We start from the raw sequence: 22,964 nt of genomic DNA, 5'->3' as shown, positions 1-22,964 counted from the left end.
GCAGGGCTTATTCCGCCGCCGGTAGCAGCTCGATGGCGGCGGCCAGGGCGCGGGCGGGCGCAATTTGGTCGATTTGTGGGTCGCGGGCCGGGGTGCTGAAATCGCCTTGGGCGAAGCGCGCTTCCTGGCTGGGCGGGAACAGGCAGCAGCACGGGGCCCCCAGCAGGGGCGCGGGGTAGGGAAAAAACTTGCCGTAGTTCTCGCCCATCAGCAGCACCAACAGGGGCACGCCGGCCTGGGCCGCTAAGTGGGCCGTCACGGTGTCGTTGCTGATGAGCAGCTGGGCGCCGGCCACCAGCGCGGCCAGGCCGGGCAGGGCGGTTTGGCCGCAGCGGTTTTCCAGGGACACGCCCGGCCCGGCGGCCTTGATAATGCGCTGGGCGTGCGCATCGTCGGCGGCGCTGCCGGCGATGATGAGCCGGTACCGGGGCCCAAAGTGCTGGCGCAGGCCCCGCGCCAGCTGCGCAAAGTGCCCCGTGGGCCAGCGCTTCTGCCGTGCGCTGGCCCCGGGGAACAGCACGAGGTAGGGCCCCAGCGCCGCCTCAGCGGCGGCGGCTTGGTGCACGGCGGCGGGCAGGCACAGCGGCACGGCGGCGGCCGTGGCGCCCGGCACCAGGGCCAGGGGCGCGTCGGTTTCGGTGGCTCCGCGCTGCCAGTTCTCGAAGAACTCGCGGTTGCGGTCGTACTCAAATAGTACGGCCGGCGTGCTGGGCAGCAGGCGGGTGTAGCCGGCATTGAGGAGCTCGGCCCAGGGGCCCTGCTGGCCGCTCTGGCCGGCCACCCGCACGGGGGCCCCCAGGAAGCGGAGGAAGTTTTCGACCGCCGGCTCGCGCACGTGAAGCGGGTAGATGGCCTCGCCGAACCCGGTGGTCCCCAGGGCCCCCACGGTGGCGGCGCGGTAGGCCAGGTCTTTGGTGAAGCGGCCGAAATCGACCACCACCAGCTCGTCAAACAAGTCGGCGTCCCAGGCGCGGGCCAGGGGGGCCCACAGCGCGTTGGCCACCAGCGTGAGGCGCTGGCCGCGGCCGCGCACCGCGGCGCTCATTGCGCGCAGCCAGGGGCGGTAGAGGAGGTAGTCGCCGATGGAATCGTTGCGCACCACCAGCACCCGGGCGGGGTCGGGCGGGGCCTGCGCGGCCAGGGCGGCGGCGTCGGCTTGGCTCAGGGCCGCCACCTGGCCGCCCTGCCGGCGCTGGCGGCGAAACTGGCGGAAGCGGCCAATCAAGTAGCTGAACATGGCGGCAAAGCTACGGCCGGGGCCCCGGGGCTAGGGTTTTTAGCGCGGCGCGGGGGCCCCTGGGGTGGCCGGCGGCGCAACGGGCGCGGCGGCCAGCAAGATGAAAAACAGGCCGATCAGCACCCCAATCTGGGTTTCCAGCGTGTATTCGGCCACGAAAGAGAGCGTGACGATGGCGTACATGAGCAGCAGCATGAGGTTGCGCTGCCGGATGCCCACCCACAGCGCGTAGTAAAAGCCCACCAAAAATACCAGCAGGCCAAAGGCCCCGTAGGCCGCCAGGTTGTAGAGGAACTGGTTGTGCGGCAGCAGGTAGTGGGCGGGCTCGATGCCCGGGTACATGGCGCGGTACTGCCGGGCCATGGCCGGCTCCAGGCCCACCTTGCTCAGGCCAAACAGCGGGCGCTGCTTGACAAGGGCCCAGGCCACATCGTAGGAATACACCCGCGCCGTGACGGAGTAGTAGTTGGCCGCCCCCACGGTGTCGAGCTGCTTGGCATCGGTGCGCGTGACGCTGATTTTGTTGCGCAGCGTGGGGAACAGCACCAGGCACGCGCCCCCCAGCAGCAGCACCGCCGCCGCCCCGGCCAGCGCCACGCGCCAGTGCCGCAGCTGCCACCCCAGCCAGAAGAGCCACAGGGCCCCCGCGGCGTACATCGTGACGACGCCGCTGCGCACGGCCAGCAGGTGCTGGAACAGAAACAGCACCACCACGCCCACCCAGGTGGCCAGCCGCAGCCGCGGGCGCAGCTCCCGGTTCAGCACCAGCACCAGGCCCGCCAGCACGGCCATGCTCACCAGCAGGCTGAAGCGGATGTAGTCGGGCACGGTGGGAATCACCTGCGAGCGCAGGTAGCTCTCGTCAATCGTTGCGCGGTGCAGCAGGTAGTAGGTCGTGGCCCGGGCCGCCGCCACCAGGCAGCCCCCGATGAGCACGAGCCACAGCGCCCGCTTGTGTGCGGGCCGCCAGCTGGGCAGCAGCAAAAAGGCCAGCGGCAGCACCAGAAACGGCAGCTGAAGCACGGCGTCGCGCTGGAGAATTTCGGTGCCCCAGCCTGCGTGCGCCAGCGCCGTGCCCACGTGCAGCGCATACACCAGCACGAAGCTCAGCAGCACGGGCCAGTGGGCCCGCTGGGCCACGCGCCGGTGGGCCAGGGCATAGCCCGCGCCGGTCGCAAATAGCCCGGCAATGCCGATGCTGGGCAATACCCGCACGTGGTCTGACACGAAAATGCCGGCAATAATGACCACGCCCCAGAACACCCCCAGTTGCTGCGTTCTAGCTTCCGAAAAAAACCTCTTCATGCGGCGAATAGCGGCCGAACGTGGCGCAGTTAGTAGTGGAGTAGCAACGCACCGCCCCGCGAATATTGTGCCCGGCCCGGGGCGGCCAGGGCCCCCGGCGGGCAGCCCCGCCTCCCCCGGGGGCCCTGCAAAACAACAACCGGCCGGCTTAAGCCGGCGCAGCAAACCGGCCCCGGGGCCCCACGCACAGCGCCCCCAGCGGCCCCGCACCTGAGCAACAGGCCCAGGTAAATCCTGTTTGGTCTGGGCCTTATGCCCCTACGGAGATGGCCCCCGCGGCCAGCCCCGCGCCGCCTAAATTTTGTGCAGCGGGGCGCCCAGGGCCGGGCCCGGCGCGCCCCCGCCCCGGGTGCGCCCCGGGCCCGGCCGCGCAGCCCTTCGGCACCCGGGGCCGTATAAACAGGGCCCCGGCGCGCCCCGCGGTGCCCGCCGCTCTACCAGCCTTTGGCAGGTGAAGCGGTTTGGCAAATCTTCGGCCCCCGGTCAGCCGCCCGGCCGGGCATGGCGTTCCAGGCTGAACTTCCCGACTTCCCAAACAGCTTCTATGTTTGGGGCCCCAACCACGTACACGCTGCATGAACCGTTTTCTCTCCTGGGCGCTGGCGCTGGCCGCTCCCTGCCTGGCCGCGCTGCCCCGGGCCGCCGAAGCCCAAACACAGGCCCCGGCCCTGCCCCGGCCCGATTTTGCGGGCCTCTACCGCGACGTGCCCCGCGTGATGCTGGACGTGCGCCGCGAGCTCGACAGCTTACGCCTGTACGTGCGCCTGCCCGCCGGCACGGCCGTGGGCCAGCTGCGCGTGGCGGCCTGGGCCGGCTACGGGGCCCCCGCCCCGCAGTGGCAGGACAGCATTCCGCGGGCCCGGCAGCGGCGGCGGCCCGACGTCACGGGCGGCACCCGGGCCAGCTTCTGCGTGGCGGTGGCGCGGGTGCCCGAGGGCACGGTGCTTCAAGTGCAGGTGGGGCCCCCGGGCCCGGCCGTGGCCCCGCAAAACGCCGCCACTACCGCCTGGCTGCCCCTCACGGCCGAGCGCCTGGGCCGCCCGTTCATCGTCACCGACTCGGCGGGGCTGCCGCTGCTGCGCGGCTACGTGCGGGCCGGCGAGACGTTTCGGGTGGATAACTACGGGCTGACCCAGCCCCTGCGGCTGCGGCGCTACGCCGTGCCCCCCACCCCCGCCCTGCCCCCCATGACGAACCCCGCCACCGTGGTGGGGCCCCCGTCTACCCTGCCGCTGCTCGACTCGGCCGCGGCCCGCACCGGCCAGCTGCTGCGCTGCGACGACCCCAGCCTGCTGGCCCTGCGCGTGGGCGGCCTCGGCGGGCAGGAGCCGCGCACCCTGGCCCTGCTCGTGGCCAACGGCGACTACCCCAACCTGCGCACCGCCGCGCAGCTCGTCGAGCCCCTGCGCTACCTCACCAGCACCACCGAGCACCAGCGCCTGGCCACCGCCGCCGACCCCAAGCGCGCCGTGGACGGCTTCTGGCTGAACGCCGCCCACGACAACCAGCCGCTGGGTAAAATCATGATTCGCAACTACTACGGCCGCGTGGCGGCGGCTAACCGCCTCTTCGCCGCCCACAAGGCCGGCTTCCTCACCGACCGCGGCTTGCTGTACGTGGTGCTGGGGGCCCCGCAGGGCGTGCGCCGCCTGGCCAGCGGCGAGGAGCAGTGGTCGTACGCCAAAGTGGGCAACGGTGGGCCCCTCACCTTCAGCTTCCGGCCGCGGCCGAGTACCTTTGCGCCTGATAATTACGAATTAGTGCGCCGCCCCGAGTACGAAAAGCCTTGGTTCGGCGCTGTGGAGCAATGGAGAAACGCACAGACCGCCCCGAGCGCCCCGACCGACCCCAGCGGCCGGTAACGGGCCGCCGCTTTTACGACGAGCAAAACCGGCCCGTCACGCCCAAGCAATTCCGCCCCGACCGCGACGCGGCCGACGGCTTTGCTGAGGAAACCCGCGCCCGCCCCCGGGGCCGCGGGGGCAGCGACAACCGCGACGACCAGCCCGACCGCAGCGGCCCGCCCCGCCGCGACAACGCCGCCCGCCCCCCCTACCGCCAAGACCGCCCCGAGCGCTCGGAGCGCGGCGACGACCGCCCCCGCTACGAGAATAGGGCCCCGCAGCAAGACCGCAGCATCGACATGCTGTTTGGCCTGCGCCCCATTCTGGAGGCGCTGAACGCGGGCCGCACGCTGGAGAAAATCTTTTTGCTGCGCGGCACCAAGAACAGCCTCGTGGGCGACATCTCGACGCTGGCCCGCGCGGCCGGCATTCAGGTGCAGCAGGTGCCAGTGGAGAAGCTCGACGGCCTCACCCGCAAGAACCACCAGGGCGCGGTGGCCTTCGTGTCGCCCATCGACTACGCCCCGCTCGACAACCTGCTCAGCGGCTTGTTTGAGGAAGGCAAAGTGCCGTTCCTGCTCCTGCTCGACCGCATCACCGACGTGCGCAACTTCGGCGCCATTGCCCGCACCGCCGAGTGCCTGGGCGTGCAGGCGCTGGTGGTTCCCAGCCACGGCGCGGCTCAAATCAACGGCGACGCCCTCAAAACCTCCGCCGGGGCCCTGAACCTGCTGCCCGTGTGCCGCGAAACCAACTTGCAGGACACCATCCGCTTCCTCCAGCAATCGGGCGTGACGGTGGTGGCCTGTACCGAAAAAGCCACCGAAGCCGTGGGCGCCGCCGATGTCGATTTCACGGGCCCCGTGGCCGTGCTTATGGGCTCAGAAGAAGACGGCATCGCCCCCGAGCTCCTCCGCCTGGCCGATGTGCGCCTGAAAGTGCCCATGGCCGGCCAAATTCAGTCGCTGAACGTGTCGGTAGCCGCCGGCATCATGCTGTTCGAAGTAGCCCGCCAGCGGGTGAGCGCGGAGTAAGCCGAATAAAAAGGCTGGGTGGCTGGGGCCCCTGTTGCAAGTAGCAACAGGGGCCCCAGCCACCCAGCCTTTTTATTCGGCTTACCTGTACCGCCAAGCTGTGCTTGGCCTTGCGCTAGGGGCCCCAGGGCAGCATAGGCAAGGCCAAGCACAGCTTGGCGGTACAGGCAAACCCAACCGATCCAAAAACCACCGAGCGGGCAAGCCCCCGAACATCAAAGAAGGCCTTCCCGATGGGAAGGCCTTCTTTGATGTTTGCATTAACAAACAACCGCCAATCAGGCATTAATAACTGTTAACTGATTAGTTGTAGCCGATGCCTTTCTTGGCTTTCACGTCGGCCACGAATTCTTTCACACGCTGCTCTTCGCTGCGCTTGCAGATGAGCAGCACGTTGTCGTACTCGGCGATGATGTAGTCTTCGAGGCCCTGTACCACCACGAGGCGCTCGGACGGGGTTTTGATGACGCAGCCGGTGGTATCGTACAGCAGCACGTCGCCGTTCACCATGTTCCCGTTTTCGTCTTGCTGGCCAATGCGGTGCAGCGAATCCCAGGTGCCTACGTCGCTCCAGCCAAACTCGGCGGGCAGCACGTACACATTGTCGGCCTTCTCCATAATGCCGTAGTCGATGCTGACATTGGCGCAACGCGCGTATGCTTCGCTGATGAACGCTTCCTCCTGCGGCGTGCCCAGGGCCCCGGCGCCCTCCTCAAATACCTCGGCCATGTCGCCCAAATACTGGCGGAAAGCGTTGAGAATGGTATCGGCGCGCCACACAAACAGGCCTGAGTTCCAGAGGAAGTCGCCGCTATCGACGAACATCTTGGCCAGCTCCAGATTGGGTTTCTCGGTAAAAGTCTTCACTTTGTGCAGCTGGCCGCCGGGTAGGCTCTGCGCATCCATGTACTGGATGTAGCCATAGCCGGTGTCGGGCCGCGAGGGGTGGATGCCCAGCGTCACGAGTACGTCGTGGTGGCGGGCGGCGTCCACGGCCAGGCCCATCACCCGCTGAAACTCCGCCTCGTTGGACACGGCGTGGTCGGCGGGCGTCACGATGATGGTGGCCTGCGGGTCGCGCTGGGCGATGCGGTAGCTGGCGTAGGCAATGCAGGGGGCCGTATTGCGCCCGATGGGCTCGCCTAGAATCTGGTCGACCGGCATCTGGGGGAGGTGCTGCTGCACGAGCTGCACGTAGTCGCGGTTGGTCACCACAAACACGTTTTCGGCCGGGCAGAGGCCAGCGAAGCGGTCCACCGTCACTTGCAGCATCGAACGGCCGGTGCCCAGCACGTCGTGGAATTGCTTGGGGTGGTTGGTGCGGCTAAAAGGCCAAAACCGGCTGCCAATGCCGCCGGCCATCACAACGAGGTAAGTCGAATTCATAAGAGTAACAACATAGTGATATTGCCGCGGCAAGTTACGGGCGGTTTCACACAAGTCCTTCACGCAGCAGGTCGTGCAGGTGGATAAAGCCGGCGAACCGCTCGTTTTCCAAGACAACGAGTTGCGTGATGTTGCGGGCCTGCATCCGCGCCAGGGCCTCAGCAGCAAACTCATCGGTGCCAATGGTGGCCGGCGCGGGGGTAAGAATGTCGCGGGCGCGCACCGTTTCCAAGTCGCCCAGGTGGCCGCCGAGCATGCGCCGCAGGTCGCCATCGGTGATGATGCCGGCCAGGGCCCCGGCGCCGTCGAGCACGGCAGTGGCCCCGAGGCGCTTGCCCGAAATTTCGAGCAGCACCTCCCGCAGCGGTGCGTCGAGGCCCACGTGCGGGCGCTGGTTTTGGCGGCTGAGGTCGCCCACGGTGAGGTAGAGCTTTTTGCCGAGCGTGCCGCCGGGGTGCAGCCGGGCAAAGTCTTGGGCCGAAAACTGGCGGCTTTCGAGCAGGCACACGGCCAGGGCGTCGCCCAGGGCCAGGGCGGCGGTGGTGCTGGTGGTGGGGGCCAGGTCGTGGGGGCAGGCCTCGCGGGCCACCGGGGCGTGCAGCACGTAGTCGGCCTGCTGGGCCAAGTACGAGCCGGCATTACTGACCAAAGCCGCCAGCGGCACGCCCTTGCGGCGCAGCAGCGGCACCAGCACCTTGATTTCGGGCGTGTCGCCGCTCTTACTGATGGCCACCACAAAATCCTGGGCCTGAATCATGCCCAGGTCGCCGTGGATGGCGTCAGCGGCGTGCATGAACAGGGCCGGCGTGCCCGTACCGTTGAGCGTGGCCACTATTTTGCCCGCGATGTGGGCGCTTTTGCCCACGCCCGTCACCACCACCCGGCCTGAAAGGCCCAGAATGGCCGCCACGCAGCGGGTAAAATCGGGAGTGGCGCCCACGGCCTCGGCCACGGCGTAGAGGGCCGCGGCTTCTTCGTGCAGCACGTGGCGGGCCACGGCCAGCACATCAACGGCGGCAGCGGGAACGGGGGAAGGGGGCGTGGGCATGGCAGCGGGGCAAAACGACCGCAAAGGTGGGGCCGAATGCCCGGTGCCGTGCTCTGGCCAGGGCCCCAGACCCGGTAGCCCGGCTGTCAGCCCGGGGCGGAAGGCAGATTGCTTACCGGGGCCTTCGGTGGCGGTGCGGCTGGGGCCCCTGCCCTACCCCAGCCGGAGCAAACGCGAGGCCCCCGGCCCCGCCCGCAGCCAGCGCAACACGGCCGGGCAGCGCAAGAAAATTTCCGCAAAATTAAGGAAATATGAACAAAAAACGGCCTTTAAAAGGCGCTAGTGCTTATCTTCGTTATCAGCCGCTGCTTCTTCTTATTCACCTGCCTTACCTACACCATGTCTTCACAAACCCTGGCCGCAGCCCCCGAACGGACGGCGACGCTCAAGCACACCCTGAAAGAAGTATTCGGCTACGGCCAGTTTCGGGGCACCCAGGAGGCGGTGATTCACAACGTGCTGAGCGGCAGCAACACGTTCGTCATCATGCCCACGGGGGCGGGCAAAAGCCTGTGCTACCAGCTGCCAGCCCTGGTGGTGCCGGGCACGGCCATCGTCATCTCGCCGCTTATCGCCTTGATGAAGAACCAGGTAGACCAGCTGGGGGCCTTCGGGGTGAATGCGCAGGTGTATAACTCGACGCTCACCAAAACCGAGATGACCCGGGTGCGCAAAGACGTGATGAACGGGGCCGTGCGCCTGCTCTACGTGGCCCCGGAAAGTCTCACCAAGGAGGACACCATCGCCTTTTTGCAGAAAACGGCCATCTCATTTGTGGCCATCGACGAGGCCCACTGCATTTCGGAGTGGGGCCACGACTTCCGGCCCGAGTACCGCAAGATTCGCGGCATCATCGACAACCTGGGCGGCAATATTCCCATCATTGCCCTCACGGCCACGGCCACGCCCAAGGTGCAGCTCGACATCCAGAAAAACCTGCAGATGGACGATGCGAGCGTGTTTAAAACCTCGTTCAACCGCACCAACCTGTATTACGAAGTCCGGGCTAAGCACAACACTAAGAAGCAGCTGATCCAGTACGTGAAGCAGCACAAGGGCAAAGCCGGCATCATTTACTGCCTCTCGCGCAAGAAAGTGGAAGAAATTGCGGAGCTGTTGCGCGTCAACGACGTGCGCGCCCGCCCCTACCACGCCGGCCTCGACCCGCACACGCGCATGAACAACCAGGACGCATTCCTGAACGAGGACTGCGATGTGATTGTGGCCACCATCGCCTTCGGCATGGGCATCGACAAGCCCGACGTGCGCTTCGTGATTCATTACGACGCGCCCAAATCCATCGAGGGCTACTACCAGGAAACCGGCCGCGGGGGCCGCGACGGCCTGGAGGGCAACTGCCTGATGTTCTACAGCTACGACGACATTCTCAAGCTCGAAAAATTCAGCAAGGACAAGCCCGTAACCGAGCGCGACAACGCGCACCAGCTGCTGGCCGAGATGACGAACTACGCCGAAAGCTCGGTGTGCCGCCGCCGGCAGTTGCTGCACTACTTCGGCGAAACGCTGGAGCAGGACTGCGGCTTTTGCGACAACTGCAAGCACCCCAAGGAGCGCTTCGAGGGCAGCGAGGCCGTGGGCTTGGCCCTGCGCGCCGTGGTGCAAACCGAAGCCCGCTTCAACCTGAACCACGTGGGGCAGGTGCTGCTGGGCCTCAGCAACCCCCACATTGCGAGCTACGCCCACAATGCGCTGCCGGTGTACGGCCAGGGCAAGGAGCTAGGCGATGCCCAGTTCTGGCATTCGGTGCTGCGCCAGTGCCTGCTCAACGGCTTCATGGAGAAGGACATCGACAGCATCGGGCTGGTGCGGATGACGGAGAAGGGCATGGATTTCATCGAAAACCCGCAGTCCATCACCCTCACCAAAGACCACAACTTTGAGGCCGAGCAGAAGGCCGACGAAGACAAGGAGGAGGAGCAGCACGCCGCCGGCCACGACGAGGCCTTGTTTGGGCAGCTCAAGGAGCTGCGCAAGCAGGTGGCCAAGCAGAAAAACCTGCCGCCCTACGTGCTCTTCCAGGACCCCAGCCTGAAGGAGATGGCCACCACCTACCCCACCAGCCTGGCCGACCTGACGCACGTGGCGGGCGTGGGCCAGGGCAAGGCCCAGAAGTTTGGGGCCCCGTTCGTGGCGGCCATCAAGAAGTACGTGGAGGACAACGACATCGAAACGGCGTCGGACGTGGTGATTAAATCGGCGGTGAACCGCTCGAAGATCAAAATCTACGTCATTCAGCAGATCGACAAGAAGACGATGCTCGAGGACATTGCTTCCTCAAAAGGCATCACCATGGGCGAGCTGATGGAGGAAATTGAGCACATCTGCTACGCCGGCACCCGCCTCAACATCGGCTACTACCTGGAGGAGATGGTGGACGAGGACAAGCAGGACGAGATTTACGATTACTTCATGACGGCCAGCACCGACAACATCGCCGTGGCCATGAAGGAGCTGGGCGACGACTACTCCGAGGAAGAGGTGCGGCTCGTGCGCGTCAAGTTCCTGAGCGAGGTAGCAAACTAGGGCCCCGGGGCGACGCCTCGCCTTGCAGCCCTGGTTTTAAGCGTCACTTATTTACAGCACAGAAGGGCCCCAGGGGCCCTTTTTTGTGCCGCTTTTTGGGTTCGTTGCACGCCGCTGTAACTGCAAGGGTAAGCACGGCGTTGGGTAGGCCATGTGGATTGTTTTTTCTTTACTAGCGGCCTTGGTCACGGCGACGGTGGTGACGCTGTCCAAGGCAGGCATTAAAAACGTGCCCTCGGCGCTGGCGTTTGCCATCCAATCGGTGCTGATTATTGCGGTGGCGTGGGGCACGGTGGTGTGGCAGGGCCTGTGGCCCGAGGTGGCGCGCATCGACCGCAAAAGCTGGCTGATATTGCTGGCCGCGGGCGTGCTCACGGGCGTGTCGTCGCTGCTCTCGTTCAAGGCCCTGTCGCTGGGCAACGCCTCCCGGGTATCGCCGCTCACCAACCTGGCGCTGGTGTTTTCGGTCACGCTGGCGGCCATTTTCCTCAAGGAGAAGCTCAACTGGCAGATTTTGGTCGGGGTGGCCTTGATGGCGGGCGGCGCCATCGTCATCACCCTGGCCGAGCCCAGCGAGTAGCGGGGCGCTCAGTCGGCGCCGCTCATGGGGCAGCCGGCGCAGTTGGCCCCGCCGGGCGCGGGGCCCCCGAGCAGGGCTTCGGTTTCGAGGAGCAGGGCCGTCATTTCCACCAGTTCTTGCAGCTGGCCCATTTCGAGGCGGGTAAATACCAGGGCCAGGCGGTCGGCGCGGGTGCGCAGGGCCACGCACCGGGCCCCAGCATCCACGACGGGCTGCTGGGTGGCCTGGTAAGCCGTGGCGGCCACCACCTCGCGGAACTCCTTGAACTCGGGCGGGGTGAGGGCCATGGCCACCGTGCCGAAGCACAGGTGCAGGTAGCCGGTGTGCGGGCAGCGCACGCAGTAGCCAAATTCGTTGTGGTGCAGGAACTTCGCCATATCAATCAACGCGGTTGAAGTTTTAATTATTCGTTGCCCATTGCCAGCAAGCGCACTGCCCACCACCAGGCAGCGAACAACCAGCAGCCAGCCCGGGCACGGGCAGCGAGGGCCCCGGGGGCACGGTTTGGGGCCCCGGACTGGCTCCCGCAGCGGCGGGCAGCAGCGGCCGCCAAGTAAAGCGCAGGAGGAAATGAGCAGCCACTGAGTTTATTTAGATTTGTTCTAAACATCAGCAAAGGTATTCGGCTACACTGATTTTACCATGCGCTATTTAGAATTTTTATAAACAAGGAGAACGGGCACAAAAAAACCACTCCGGTTGGGGAGTGGTTTTCAGGGCATTGGGGCCGGCTGGGGCCCTAGCAGTATTCTTCGAAAGCGCCCTGCAGGTTGTTGACGATGCGGGTGAGGTCGTTGCCTTCGATGTGGTAGCGCTCAATCATGTGCACCAGCTCGCCGTCTTTGAACAGCCCGATGCAGGGCGACGAGGGCGGGTAGGGCAGCAGGTGCTCGCGCATTTTGGCCACGGCCTCGGTCTCCATGCCCGCAAATACGGTCACGAGCTTGCCGGGCTTCTTATCAGAGCTGGCGAGGGCCATTTTGAGGGCGGGGCGGGCCTTGGAGGCGGCGCAGCCGCACACCGAGTTCACGGCCACCAGCACGGTGCCTTCGGTGGCGGCCAGACTGGCGTCCACATCGGCGGGGGTCATGAGCTGTTCGAAGCCCACGTCCGTCAGGTCTTGGCGGATGGGGGCCACCATGTATTCGGGGTAAACTGCCATAGTAGTAGAGAATAAAAAAATGCGGAGAAACGGCCGAAAAATCCGGCCGCCGGCGGCACAAACAAAGGTACGCACGGCGGGCCGGGTGCTAAAACCTGGGCCCGGCCAAAAGGTTCGGCCCGGGGCCCCTTGGTCGATGCATACCCGGGGCCGGTCGGCGGAACTAGGGCCCCGGGGTTATGCTTAGTACTTTGCTTGCCCGTAGCCGCTGGCCGGCCGCCCCGCCCCTCGCCCATCCTTCCTTCATCATCCTCGTTTTATGAATCTTACCTCTATCGGAAACTACGGGCGCGCGGCGCTGCTGGGGGCCCTGGCTTGGGCCGCCGCCGGGGCCCCGGCCCGCGCCCAGACCGAGCCGGACCTCCGCCGGCCCCGGCCCACGGCCCGCGCCCCGCGCCAGGCCCCGGCTCCGGCCGCGTACCAGCACACCGACCCCAACTCGCGCATCAGCCCCGAGCTGCAGCAGGTGTACCAGCAGGGCACGGCCGCCAGCCGCGGCGGGGCCCCGGTAGATTTGAAAACGGCCCACCCGCAGCTGCGCCTGAGCAAAGACGCCACGGCTGTGCTGGTGCACATCACGGCCAAGGACGTGGCGGCGCTGCTGCCCGCGCTGCAGGCGCGGGGCTTCGTGGTGGTGGCCAGCCGGCCCGATCTGCACTTCGTGGACGGGATGCTGCCGCTGGCCCAGCTAGCCCCCGGGGCCCCCGGCCTGGAGGCGCTGGCCGCCCAGGGCCTGCTAGGCATCTTGCCGGTGTGGCGGCCCATGGCCCACACCGGCCGCGTGACCACCCAGGCCGACTACGTGCTGGAAGCGGCCCGCGCCCGCGCCACCCGGCCCAAGGGCCTGAGCGGCGCCGGCGTGCGCATCGGCATCCTCAGCGACTCGTACAACTCGCTGAAGGGCGCGGCCAACGACGTGGCATCGGGCGATTTGCCGGCGGCGGGCGTGCAGGTGCTCAGCGACTTGGGCGACGGCGAGGGCACCGACGAGGGCCGGGCCATGGCCCAGCTCGTGTACGACATTGCCCCCGGGGCCCCGCTGGCGTTCAGCACGGCTTATAATTCGGAGGCCGATTTTGCCCAGCACATCCTCGACCTGGCCGACCCGGCCAAGGGCAATTGCAAGGTAATCGTGGACGACATTGCCTACTTCGCCGAGCCCTACTTCCAGGACGGCGTAGTGGCCCAGGCCGTGACGCAGGTGGTGAGCCAGCGCGGGGCCACCTACTTCTCGTCGGCCGGCAACAACGGCGACCAGAGCTACGAAAACGCTGCCCCGGCCTTCGTGGCGGGGGCCCGCAACCTGGCCCGGCTCAACTTCAACACCGCCGGCGGCACCGACGTGGCCCAGCGCTTTTCGGTGCCCAGCGGGGCCGACATGACGGTGGCCTTGCAGTGGAGCGACCCGTTTTACACCACGGCGGGCGTGAAAACCGACCTCGACGCCTACATCCTCTCCTCGCGCGGCGACACCGTGGATGTGTCAAACTCCAGCAACCTGCGCAGCCAGGTGCCCTTCGAAATCACGGGCTTTACCAACGACACTTCGCAGACCCACACCACCTTGTTTGACCTGGTGATTGTGCGCCGCACCGGCACCGCCAACCCCACCCGCATCAAGTACATTGCCCTGGCCGCGGGCCAGCCCACCGAGTGGCTCACCAACAGCGGCACCGTGGTGGGGCACGCGGCGGCGGCGGCGGCCTCCGCGGTAGCCGCCGTGGCGTATTTCGACCCCAAAACGCCCGAGTCGTACACTTCCAAAGGCAGCCCCACCATCCTGTTCAACCCCGACGGTACGGCCCTGGGGGCCCCTGTGACGCGCCCCAAGCCCGACTTTGCCTCGGTGGACGGCGGCAACACCACGTTTTTTGGCGACGATGCCGAGGGCGACGGCTTGCCCAACTTCTTCGGCACCTCGGCGGCGGCGCCTGCGGCGGCAGCCGTGGCGGCGCTGCTGCTGCAGTCGGAGCCGGCCCTCACACCGGCCCAGTTAAATGCCCGCTTGGCCAGCACCGCCCGGCCCGTGGGGGGCCAAACGGGCTTTAGTGTCCTCACCGGGGCCGGGCTGATTGACGCCTTCACGGCCATTTACGGGGGCCCCGTGGCCGTTACGCCGCCGGCCGTGGAAGACCTGGAAAAGCAAGCCCTGCCCGTGAGCTGGACCGTGAACAGTACCAAAACCGGCCGCGTGCAGGTGGCCACCGGCACCGGCGCGGCCTCGGGCACGTCCTACCTAGTAATGGACGCCGCCTTTGCCGCCAATGCAGCCTTTGCGGGCCTGAACGAGGCCGTGTGGTACGCCAAAAACACGCCTGGCCAGGACCTGCTCCTCACCTTCCGCCAGCGCAAGTTTGCGGCCGAAACCGATAACGCCCTGCCCACCCAGTTCACAGGCTCGAGCAACGGCGATGGCGTAGCCCTGAGCGTGGACGGCGGCAATACTTGGTACCGGGTCGTGAGCCTGACGGGCGCGAGCTCGACCACTACCTACCAAACCCAGAGCGTGAACCTGACCCAGTTTGCGGCAACCAACAACCTGACGCTGGGCACCGACGTGCGGGTAAAGTTCCAGCAGTACGGCACGGGGCCCGCCACGGCGTCCGCGGCCAGCAGCCGCCGCGGCATGGCCTTCGACGACATTGCCCTGACGTCGGCAGCCCCCGCGCCGGTGCCGCTCTACACCTCTACCCAGCCCCTGGCGGGCTGCCCGGGCCTGGTGGTGGCCTTCCGCGATTCGTCGCTGTTCAAGCCCACCAGCTGGGCCTGGACGTTTGCCGGCGGCACCCCCGCCACCTCCACCGACCGCAACCCCACGGTGACCTACAACACCCCTGGCCGCTTCGCCGTGACGCTGGCCGCCACCAACGCCAACGGCACCGCCACCCGCGTCGACACTGGCTACGTGGTGGTGTACGGTAGGGCCCCGCAGGCCACAGCCGTGGCCAACCGCACGCGCATCTGCCCCGGCGGCACGGTGAGCTTCACCAGCCAGACGGCCTTCTGTCCGGGCACCTACGCGTGGTCGTTTCCGGGGGGCTCGCCGGCCGCGGCTAGTACCGCCAGCGCCACGGTTTCGTACGCCGCGGCGGGTACCTACGTGGCCACGCTCACCGTTTCCAACGGCTTCGGCAGCACCACTTCCACCGTCAGCATTGAGGTGACGGCCGGGCGCACCCTGCCCTTTGCCGAAACCTTCGACACCTCGACAACCTTGCCCGCGGGCTGGATTATTGAAAACCCCGACGGCCTCTTTACCTGGGTATTGGCCGACGGCATCATCGGCCGCGCTGGCACCAGCACCCGCGCCGCCCGGGCCCCGTTTGCGCCTGATGCCGCCGTGGGCCAGCGTGACGTGCTCCAGACCCCGCCCCTCAACCTGAGCGCCGCCCAGCCCACGCTGCGCTTCGACCTGGCCTACGCGCCCATCACCAACGCCGCCAGCGCCCCCGACTCGCTGGTGGTGCAGGTGCTGGATGCCTGCACCCTGGCCGTGCTCGGCCGGCCCTACGCCAAGGGCGCCACCGGCACGCTGGGCACCGCCACGCCCCAAAACGCCTACTTCGTGCCCTCGGCCGCCAGCCAGTGGCGGCAAGAGCTGGTCGACCTAACGCCCTACGCCGGCAAAAGCGTGCTGCTGCGCTTCGTGGGCTACAACGGCTACGGCAACTACTTGTATGTGGACAACGTGAACGTGGGCAGCCAGCTGCTGGCCCTCACCAGCGCCGCCGCCGCTGCCGGCCTCGAGGCCTGGCCCAACCCCACGGCGGCCGGCACGGCCCTGCACGTGCGCCTGCCCGCCCAAAGCGGCGGCGGCCAGCTCCGCTTGATTGACGACCTGGGCCGCACCGTGTGGCACACCCAACTCACGGCCGCCGCCGCCGCTACCGAGCAGCTGCTGACCACCGCCCTGGCCCCGGGCCTCTACAGCGTCGTGTTCAGCCCCGTGCACGGGGTGGCCGCCGCCCGCCGCGTATTGGTGCAATAGGTACTTGCTTCCTACGCAAGCAGCCCCGCGGGGCCCGGGGCCCCACCCCGGGCCCCGCTTTTTTTGGGGCGCCCAAAGTAGGGCCCCGGGCAAGCTAGCGCCTGGGGGCCCTACTTGGCATCGGCCAGGCCAGGGGCGCTGGGCATGGGGAGGCCCGTCCGCAGCTCCTGCAAGGCCAGTTGCCACAGGGTTTCGTAGGGAATGATTTCGACCTCAGCAAAAGCTTCACCGGGCGGCGGCGCGGCCTCCAGTTGCTTGAGCAGCACGGCGGCCTGCCGGGCATTGCGCGCCGGGTCAAACTCCTGGTCCACAATCAGCAGCAACAGCCGCAGAAACAGCCGGGTGCGCAGGTTGGCCGCCTCGCGCAGGTGGCGCTGCTGGTACTTGCGCAGCCGGTCGGCGCGCAGCAGCACGGCGTCGAGGTCGCGCTGGCGCAGGAAGTACAGCACCTGCATCACCAGGATGGCCACGTTGTGGCCCCGCTTGTCGCGGCTGTACTCCGGAATGGTGAGGGCCCACTGCTCCATTTGCTGGCGCCGCACCGGCGTGGGCCGGGCGGGCGGCTGCACAAAATCGACGTAGGCCCGGAACAGCTCCCAGCGCTGCTGCGCTGCCGCCCGCTGCTTGCCGAAGCTGGCGTTGCCGGTGGCCGTTTGCAGCACTTGCCGCGCCTGCACGTAGTCGCCGGCGTGCAGCGCCAGCAGCAAGTAGTGCTCCTGGAAGTAAAACCAGTTGCCCGACGACGGGTGAAAATCCTTGTCGTACGCCGCCGCCAGCTTCAGCCCCTTTTCCGCCTGGCGGCTCAACAAGTGCGCGTACACGCTCATGAAGTGGTTGAAGCGCACATCAAACCGGCGCGGGTTCAGCTTGCCCGCCTTGAGTTGCTTTGCTGCTTCCGCCGTGATGTTGATAATCTCGGCGTAGTTGCCCGTCAACTCCTGCTGCGCCAGGCGCGTTTGGTACAAGTAGTTGTTGGTATTGAATGATTTAGCTTTCCGGTGCAGCACTTCCAGCTTGGCCACGTACTCCGGAATCATGGGCAGCAAAACGCGGCGCATTTTTACCGTTCCCGCCATCGCTAATTGAACGTTGCTGTAGATGTCATCGGCTTCTTCCTCGCAAGCACGCATATCCTGCAATTCCCTCAGCGTCTTCGATATCGCACGGTAATCAGGTCCCTTCTGCTGCTGGGCATACAATAGCCGCAACAGGCTTGCTGCGTGAATCGCGTACCGAGTGAACCCATCGCGTTGAGCCAGTTCCAGGCATTTGCTAAGCAGGCGTGTAGATAGAATGTATTCGCTCTCATTGGACAGAATAACCGCCTTGTGAAGCAAACTCAAACATTCAAGCTCATAACGCCTTGACACCAAATGCCTTTGATCAGAATTATCTAAAAAATACAGATGATTCAGCAGCTTGGCCGTGACCCTAGAATGCAATTTTCGAAACGATGCTTCCGTACTGGCGCTCCCCTTGCCATAAATCGTCCGCACCAGCTGCGCCCGTGTCGACTCGTGGCCTTCAGCTAAGGCCGTCACCAGCTTGTTTTCCTTCATCTTCTCTCCCGCATCGAAGTCCAGCAGAGGCAATAAGGACAGTTTTCGAGACGTCACTATGCGCGCTAAGTTTCTCGATTCTTTCATACACACCAACTTGTCTAGGATGCTAGCCAGCACTCACTAGCAAATGTCTTCAAATAATCTTATCTTATGAGAATAATGAAACTATGCGGAATGTCCTTGCTCGCAGTTTCTTTATTTATGAAAATATTTTAGTGCAACATTCATATAAGCAATGTCACAATTCAACAGCTTATCGCAATACGTAATAGTTATTTTCAAATAAAAACAATGATTCTACTGATGATTCATAAAAATTTATATTATTAGTCATATTTACCATTGATATAATTATAGTCATAATTGATCTAATAATGTCCTTTATTGAGGGATAGCAGCAGGCCAATTTTGTACTGCAAAAACGTCAATAACAATATAAAGGCTGCTCCCATGTTTGAACTTATCGCCTACGCCGTGTTTCAACTTTTCAGCATCACCGGAGCACCTGCTCAAAATGCTACACTTGATGGTGGCAGCGGCGGCTGGGGCACCGGCATCGTGGCCAGCAAAGGCGGCAGCGGCGGCTGGGGCACCGGTGTTGTGGCCAGCAAAGGCGGCAGCGGCGGCTGGGGCACCGGCATCGTGGCCAACAAAGGCGGCAGCGGCGGCTGGGGCACCGGTGTTGTTGCTCCAAACAACTAAAGATTGACCAAGAAGCTTTAAGTAGCTGGACTGCTAAGCAGAGCACTACTTCTTCGCCCGGTTAAGGTGGCGGGATAGAACAGGATGGCTAACTTAGCCCCGTTCTATCCCGCTATTATTTTATGAAGCTACCGTTACTCACCGGCCTATGCGCAGGATTGCTGGTGGCCTGCTCAGGCCATAGGGCAAATGTGGCTGATAATGTGCGCATTCGGTGGGATGCCGACCCGGAAACCCTTGACCCGCTCAGGCAGCCGACTAAGGCAAGCTCCGAAGCAGAGAATTTGCTTCACCTAAGCTTATTGCAAGTTGACTACGCAAAATCGTCGTATAGCCCTGGCCTAGCCGACTCCTTGCCCCGCATCAGGTTGGTGGGCGACTCGCTCACGCTGCTTACCTACCGCCTGCGCAAAGCGGCAACCTGGGACAATGGCCAGCCAGTGCTCGCCACCGACGTTGCCTTCACCCTCAAGTTGATGCAGGCGCCGGGCTTGCCCAACGAAAGCATCCGCACCCAGTACAATTTTATCCGGGAGCTGCGGGCCGACCCCAACGACGCCCGGCGATTTACGCTGGTGTGCCAGGGGCAAGCGTCGGACTTTGCGCACACTTCCGGCGACTTCTTCATTTTGCCCGAAGCCGCACTGGACGCGCGTGGCACGTTGCGCCGCTACCGCTTGGCCGACCTGATTGGCCGCTCCGCCAGTGCGGCCCCGGACACGGTGCTGGCGGCGCTGGCCCGGCGATACGCCGCCGCTGCCCCGGGCCGGCGCCCTGAGCGCCTGCCCGGCTGCGGTCCCTACCGCTTGGTGAGCTGGGAAAAGGACCACCACCTGCGGTTCCAGCGCAAGCCGCAGTGGTGGGCCGACTCTTTGAAACCGCTCCCCGCGGTGCTGCAAGCGCGCCCTTCCCAAATCGACTTTTTGATTATCCCCAACGAAGCCAGCGCGGTGCTGGCGCTGCGCCGGGGCGACGTGGACCTGTACCCGGACGTGCCGGCCCGCGAATTCAACCGGTTGCGCCAATCGGATAAGGCCCGGCAGACCCTGGCCTTCTACACCACACTGTCGCACAACGTGGTAACTGCCGGCTTTAACACCCGGCGGCCGGCCCTGGCCGACCGCCGCACGCGGCAGGCCCTGGCTTTACTTTTCGATGTGCCATCCTTGTTGGCCGCTACGCAGCAGGGCCTGGGGCAGCGCACCGTTGGCATTATCTCGCCCAACACGCGCTGCAACTACGCCGATAGCCTGCCCCCGCTCGCGTTTGCCCCGGGCCGGGCCGTGGCGTTGCTACAGCAAGCGGGCTGGCGGCAGAAAGCGGCCACCCCCACCGCTCGCTGGACGCGCCAGGGCCCCAGCGGCACCGTGCAGCAGCTGGCCCTGCAAGTGCGCTACCGGGCAGAGGAAACAGCGTTTGAAACGATTGGGCTGCAGTTTCGGGCCGCTGCCGCGCAGCTTGGCATTGCCGTTGAGCTGCGCCCTACCGAGGCCAGCTCACTTAAGGCTACGTTGCAGCAAGGCGATTTTGACTTGTACATCAAAGCAGTCCAAGGCAACCCTTATATTTTCAACTTCACCTCAATACTGCACTCGCAAGGCGTGGGCGAAGCAAACCTGACGGGCTTCGGCACCCCGGCCAGCGACCGCCTTGTGGAGGCCGTGGCGCTGGCGTACTCGCCCACCGTCCGGAGCCGGCTGCTGCGCAAGCTGCAAGTGCTGATGCGCGAGGAAATGCCGATGGTACCGCTCTTTTTCGAGAACAACCGCATAGTGGCCAACCGCCGGCTGCGCAACCTTTGCCCCAGCAGCATGCGGCCGGGCTACGCGGCGGCGGCCATTACCTGGGGGCCCCAGGCCACACTTCAGTAGGCGTGGGGCTGGCTTTTTTCCAACGAGCGGGCCAAGCCGTACTGGCCGCGTGGGCGTTGGCTTCACTCGTGTTTTTGCTGAGCCGCTGGGCCCCACTCTCCGATGAAAACCTGGGCTTGGCCAATGCCACCGAGCTGGGCAATGGCGCGCTGGCCAATGCCCAGGCGCGCGACCTGGCCCGCCAGGCAGCCCGCCAGCGGCTGGGGGTAGCCGAGCCGCTGTTTTATTTTTCGCGCCGGGCCCCCATGCCCGGCGGGGACCCCGTCCCCTGGCAGTGGAACGGCCGCCGCAACCAGTACCACCGCTGGCTGGGGGCCCTGCTCCGGGGCGACTGGGGCACTTCGTTCCGCGACGGCCAGCCCGTGCGCGTGCGGCTGGGTGCGGCGCTGGCTTGCACCCTGCCCCTCACCGGCGCGGCGGCGGCCCTGGCGCTGGGGTTGGCCTTGGCCCTGGCCTTGGCCCTGGCCCGCCGGCCGTGGTGGCGGCGGCCGGCACTGGTGCTCCTGGCGGGCTTGCAGGCCCTGCCCCTGTTTGTGCTGGCCACCGGCTTACTGCTGGCCCTCGCCAACCCCGATGCCCTGGACTGGCTGCCCACCTACGCGCAAGCGGCGGAGGGCGAAGGCTTTTTTGCACTGGTGCCCTACCTGGTATTGCCGCTGGCCTGCCTGGTGCTGAGCGCCCTGCCCGAACTCGCCCTGCAGCTGACGGCGGCCCTGGCGCAGGAGCTAGGCGCAGGCTACGCCACTACGGCGCGGGCCAAAGGCTTAGCCACCAAGCAGGTACTGCAGCGCCACGCGCTGCGCAACGCCCTGGTGCCGCTGCTGCCGCTGGTGGCCGACCTGCTGCCCGCCCTGGTAGCGGGCGCGGTGGTGGTGGAGATAGTGTTTTCGCTGCCCGGCATGGGCCACTTGCTGGCCGATGCCGCCACCACCCGCGACTACCCCGTGCTGGTGGGCGGTGTGCTGCTGGTAGGGGCCGCCCGCCTGTTTTCGCTGGTGCTGGCCGATGCGGGGGCCCGCTGGCTTGACGCGCGCGTGGCATGAGGGCCGCTCCTTGGGTGACTTTGGTGCCGGGGGCGCGTACAGTGGCGCTCGGCTGGCTGGCGCTGCTGGGGGCCCTGGCCTTGCTGGCCCCGGTGCTGCCACTGCCTTACCCGCCCGCCCAGCCCGACCTGGCCCACATCAGCCTGCCGCCATTTGCCGCGGGCAGCACCCACTGGCTGGGCACTGACCCTCAGGGCCGCGATGTACTGGCCGAGCTGGTCTTTGGCACCCGCACGGCGCTGGGTCTGAGCGTGGCAGCGGCCGTGCTGGCCAGCGCCGCGGGGGCCCTGTTGGGCGGGGCGGCCGGCTTCTGGCGCAACCGCCTGCGCCTACCCCTGGTAAGCGGCGTGGGCTTGCTGGGGGGGCTGTGGTGGGCCCTGGCGCTGCCCGGGGCCGGGGCTGGGCTGGTGGTGGCAGTGGCGGGGCTGGCCGGCAGCGGGTGGGCCCCGGCCCGCCGCCCCCCCCGGCTACCGGTGCCGCTCGATGCGGTAGTGTTGGGGGCCACGGCGCTACTGGGGGCCGTGCCGCGGCTAGTGCTCGTGGTAGTGCTGGCCGGCAGCGTGGCCCTGGGCCCGGCGGGCTTGCTGGGAGTGTTGGTGCTCACGTCGTGGGCTGGGCCGGCGCGGCTGGTGCGGGCTGAAATGCTGCGCGTTGGCGTCCAGCCGTTTGTGGCCGCCGCCCGGGCCCTGGGGCTGCCGCCGGGGCGCGTGTGGTGGCGGCACGCCCTGCCGGCGGCGTGCGCGCCGCTGCGCACGGCCTTCCCGCTCGGCTTGGCGGGCTTGCTGGGACTGGAAAGCACACTCTCGTTTCTGGGCATGGGCCTACCGCCCGAAGTACCCAGCTGGGGCCGGCTGCTCAACACCGCCCGCCTCGAGCCCACGGCCTGGTGGCTGGTGGCCGGCCCGGGTGGGCTCTTGCTACTCACCATGCTGGCCCTTCAGGCACTCAGCCGACCCGCATCCGCACATAAATGAGGCCCGCCATCTTTTACCAATGTCACAATTGCACGCTTTTTTGCAAACGATGAGCTTATGGGGCTGGTACTAAAAGGGTATTTTACCGCTATTCATTGCGTATTGATTGAATATTGGGGCGCATTATGCATTTTCAACCCATTTTTTATTTCAGTATTTTCAGTTTTTTTTACAGCGATTTTTGCAAGGGGTAATGTCACAAATACCCGCGAAGTGTCTTAGGGCGGAGGCAAGCAGGGCGGGTAATATTGTATACTCTTAGCGAATATCCATTCTCCTACGTGTCTCTGCTGATGTGTCCGACTATTACCATGGCGTCTATTTTTGATCTTTACCAGCCCACGCCGCCACCCACGCCTTGGGTGCGGCCCTACTCGACCACCCGCCGCGCCGCTGCGCCGGCCCCCGATTTTTTGACCCCCGACGGCCACCTCATCCCGCGCGCCATCGGCGAAGCGGCCTTGCGCGACTCCAAAGCCATCCTCATCGGCGACCTGCTGGTGCTGGGCAACCCCGACGTAGCGGCCAGCGTGGGCAGCCGCAGCAACTGGTAGGCCCCCGCCTACGCCGGGGCCCTGCCCCTTACTTGCCATTACCTACTATTATTTTCTGATCCCAATTATGCCACGCAAACGGCCCGCCCCTTACCGGGCGGGCCGTTTGGCGTAGTGGGCAACCCCGCCG

17 protein-coding genes are annotated in these 22,964 nt (G+C 65.9%); 10 read left to right on the top strand and 7 right to left on the bottom strand.

Features of this window, described 5'->3' with window-relative positions; genetic code table 11:
• Positions 1-7 precede the first annotated feature (7 nt).
• Positions 8-1,237, bottom strand: coding sequence for a glycosyltransferase family 9 protein (locus EAH73_RS05815; protein WP_140465548.1), 1,230 nt, complete (start codon positions 1,235-1,237; stop codon positions 8-10).
• A 39-nt stretch (positions 1,238-1,276) separates the two neighbouring features.
• Positions 1,277-2,542, bottom strand: coding sequence for an O-antigen ligase family protein (locus EAH73_RS05810; protein ID WP_140465547.1), 1,266 nt, complete (start codon positions 2,540-2,542; stop codon positions 1,277-1,279).
• Positions 2,543-3,117: 575 nt separating this feature from the next.
• Here EAH73_RS05810 and EAH73_RS05805 point away from each other — a divergent pair.
• On the top strand, positions 3,118-4,404 hold the full coding sequence (locus EAH73_RS05805; RefSeq protein ID WP_140465546.1) for a GWxTD domain-containing protein: 1,287 nt from the start codon (positions 3,118-3,120) through the stop codon (positions 4,402-4,404).
• Positions 4,350-5,420 (top strand): 23S rRNA (guanosine(2251)-2'-O)-methyltransferase RlmB, encoded by a 1,071-nt coding sequence (gene rlmB, locus EAH73_RS05800; RefSeq protein ID WP_140465545.1) that lies wholly within the window; start codon positions 4,350-4,352, stop codon positions 5,418-5,420. The genes EAH73_RS05805 and rlmB overlap by 55 nt, the downstream gene beginning before the upstream one ends.
• A 303-nt stretch (positions 5,421-5,723) precedes the next feature.
• Here the strand turns inward: rlmB and EAH73_RS05795 are convergent, their stop codons facing one another.
• Positions 5,724-6,806 (bottom strand): mannose-1-phosphate guanylyltransferase, encoded by a 1,083-nt coding sequence (locus tag EAH73_RS05795; RefSeq protein WP_140465544.1) that lies wholly within the window; start codon positions 6,804-6,806, stop codon positions 5,724-5,726.
• A 46-nt stretch (positions 6,807-6,852) separates the two neighbouring features.
• Positions 6,853-7,854, bottom strand: coding sequence for an SIS domain-containing protein (locus EAH73_RS05790; RefSeq protein WP_140465543.1), 1,002 nt, complete (start codon positions 7,852-7,854; stop codon positions 6,853-6,855).
• 339 nt (positions 7,855-8,193) lie between these two features.
• On the opposite strand from EAH73_RS05790, the gene recQ reads away from it, so the two are divergent.
• Both recQ and EAH73_RS05780 read left to right on the top strand, forming a co-directional pair.
• On the top strand, positions 8,194-10,398 hold the full coding sequence (gene recQ, locus EAH73_RS05785) for a DNA helicase RecQ (RefSeq protein WP_140465542.1): 2,205 nt from the start codon (positions 8,194-8,196) through the stop codon (positions 10,396-10,398).
• Between the two features lie 151 nt (positions 10,399-10,549).
• Entirely contained in the window at positions 10,550-10,978 is a 429-nt protein-coding gene (locus EAH73_RS05780) for an EamA family transporter (RefSeq protein ID WP_140465541.1), read from the top strand.
• 8 nt (positions 10,979-10,986) lie between these two features.
• Here EAH73_RS05780 and EAH73_RS05775 read toward each other — a convergent pair whose 3' ends face one another.
• Both EAH73_RS05775 and EAH73_RS05770 read right to left on the bottom strand, forming a co-directional pair.
• The gene (locus EAH73_RS05775) at positions 10,987-11,355 is read right to left on the bottom strand and encodes a DUF6686 family protein (protein WP_140465540.1); all 369 of its coding nucleotides are present in this window, start codon (positions 11,353-11,355) and stop codon (positions 10,987-10,989) included.
• A gap of 362 nt (positions 11,356-11,717) precedes the next feature.
• On the bottom strand, positions 11,718-12,140 hold the full coding sequence (locus EAH73_RS05770; protein ID WP_109656501.1) for a BrxA/BrxB family bacilliredoxin: 423 nt from the start codon (positions 12,138-12,140) through the stop codon (positions 11,718-11,720).
• Between the two features lie 259 nt (positions 12,141-12,399).
• Here EAH73_RS05770 and EAH73_RS05765 point away from each other — a divergent pair, with 259 nt between their 5' ends.
• Complete coding sequence (locus EAH73_RS05765) at positions 12,400-16,128, top strand: PKD domain-containing protein (protein WP_140465539.1); 3,729 nt, start codon at positions 12,400-12,402, stop codon at positions 16,126-16,128.
• Between the two features lie 110 nt (positions 16,129-16,238).
• On the opposite strand, the gene EAH73_RS05760 is transcribed toward EAH73_RS05765, so the two are convergent.
• Positions 16,239-17,258 carry a hypothetical protein gene (locus tag EAH73_RS05760; RefSeq protein WP_140465538.1) on the bottom strand — a complete coding sequence of 340 codons (1,020 nt, stop codon included), beginning with the start codon at positions 17,256-17,258 and terminating at the stop codon, positions 16,239-16,241.
• Positions 17,259-18,140: 882 nt separating this feature from the next.
• Between EAH73_RS05760 and EAH73_RS05755 the strand changes: the two genes are divergently transcribed.
• From EAH73_RS05755 to EAH73_RS05735, 5 genes are all read left to right on the top strand, one after another.
• A complete protein-coding gene (locus tag EAH73_RS05755) occupies positions 18,141-18,392 on the top strand; it encodes a hypothetical protein (RefSeq protein WP_140465537.1) in 252 nt (83 codons plus the stop codon).
• A 302-nt stretch (positions 18,393-18,694) separates the two neighbouring features.
• Positions 18,695-20,263 carry an ABC transporter substrate-binding protein gene (locus tag EAH73_RS05750; protein WP_161599458.1) on the top strand — a complete coding sequence of 523 codons (1,569 nt, stop codon included), beginning with the start codon at positions 18,695-18,697 and terminating at the stop codon, positions 20,261-20,263.
• Entirely contained in the window at positions 20,191-21,306 is a 1,116-nt protein-coding gene (locus EAH73_RS05745; RefSeq protein WP_140465535.1) for an ABC transporter permease, read from the top strand. The genes EAH73_RS05750 and EAH73_RS05745 overlap by 73 nt, the downstream gene beginning before the upstream one ends.
• Positions 21,303-22,280 (top strand): ABC transporter permease, encoded by a 978-nt coding sequence (locus tag EAH73_RS23850; protein WP_140465534.1) that lies wholly within the window; start codon positions 21,303-21,305, stop codon positions 22,278-22,280. Before EAH73_RS05745 ends, EAH73_RS23850 begins: the two co-directional genes overlap by 4 nt.
• A 311-nt stretch (positions 22,281-22,591) precedes the next feature.
• The gene (locus EAH73_RS05735) at positions 22,592-22,834 is read left to right on the top strand and encodes a hypothetical protein (protein ID WP_140465533.1); all 243 of its coding nucleotides are present in this window, start codon (positions 22,592-22,594) and stop codon (positions 22,832-22,834) included.
• Positions 22,835-22,964 lie beyond the last annotated feature (130 nt).

It is taken from the genome of Hymenobacter nivis (assembly GCF_006439025.1).
Taxonomy (GTDB): Bacteria; Bacteroidota; Bacteroidia; order Cytophagales; family Hymenobacteraceae; genus Hymenobacter; species Hymenobacter nivis_A.
This window is presented reverse-complemented; position numbering and strand designations above follow the sequence as displayed.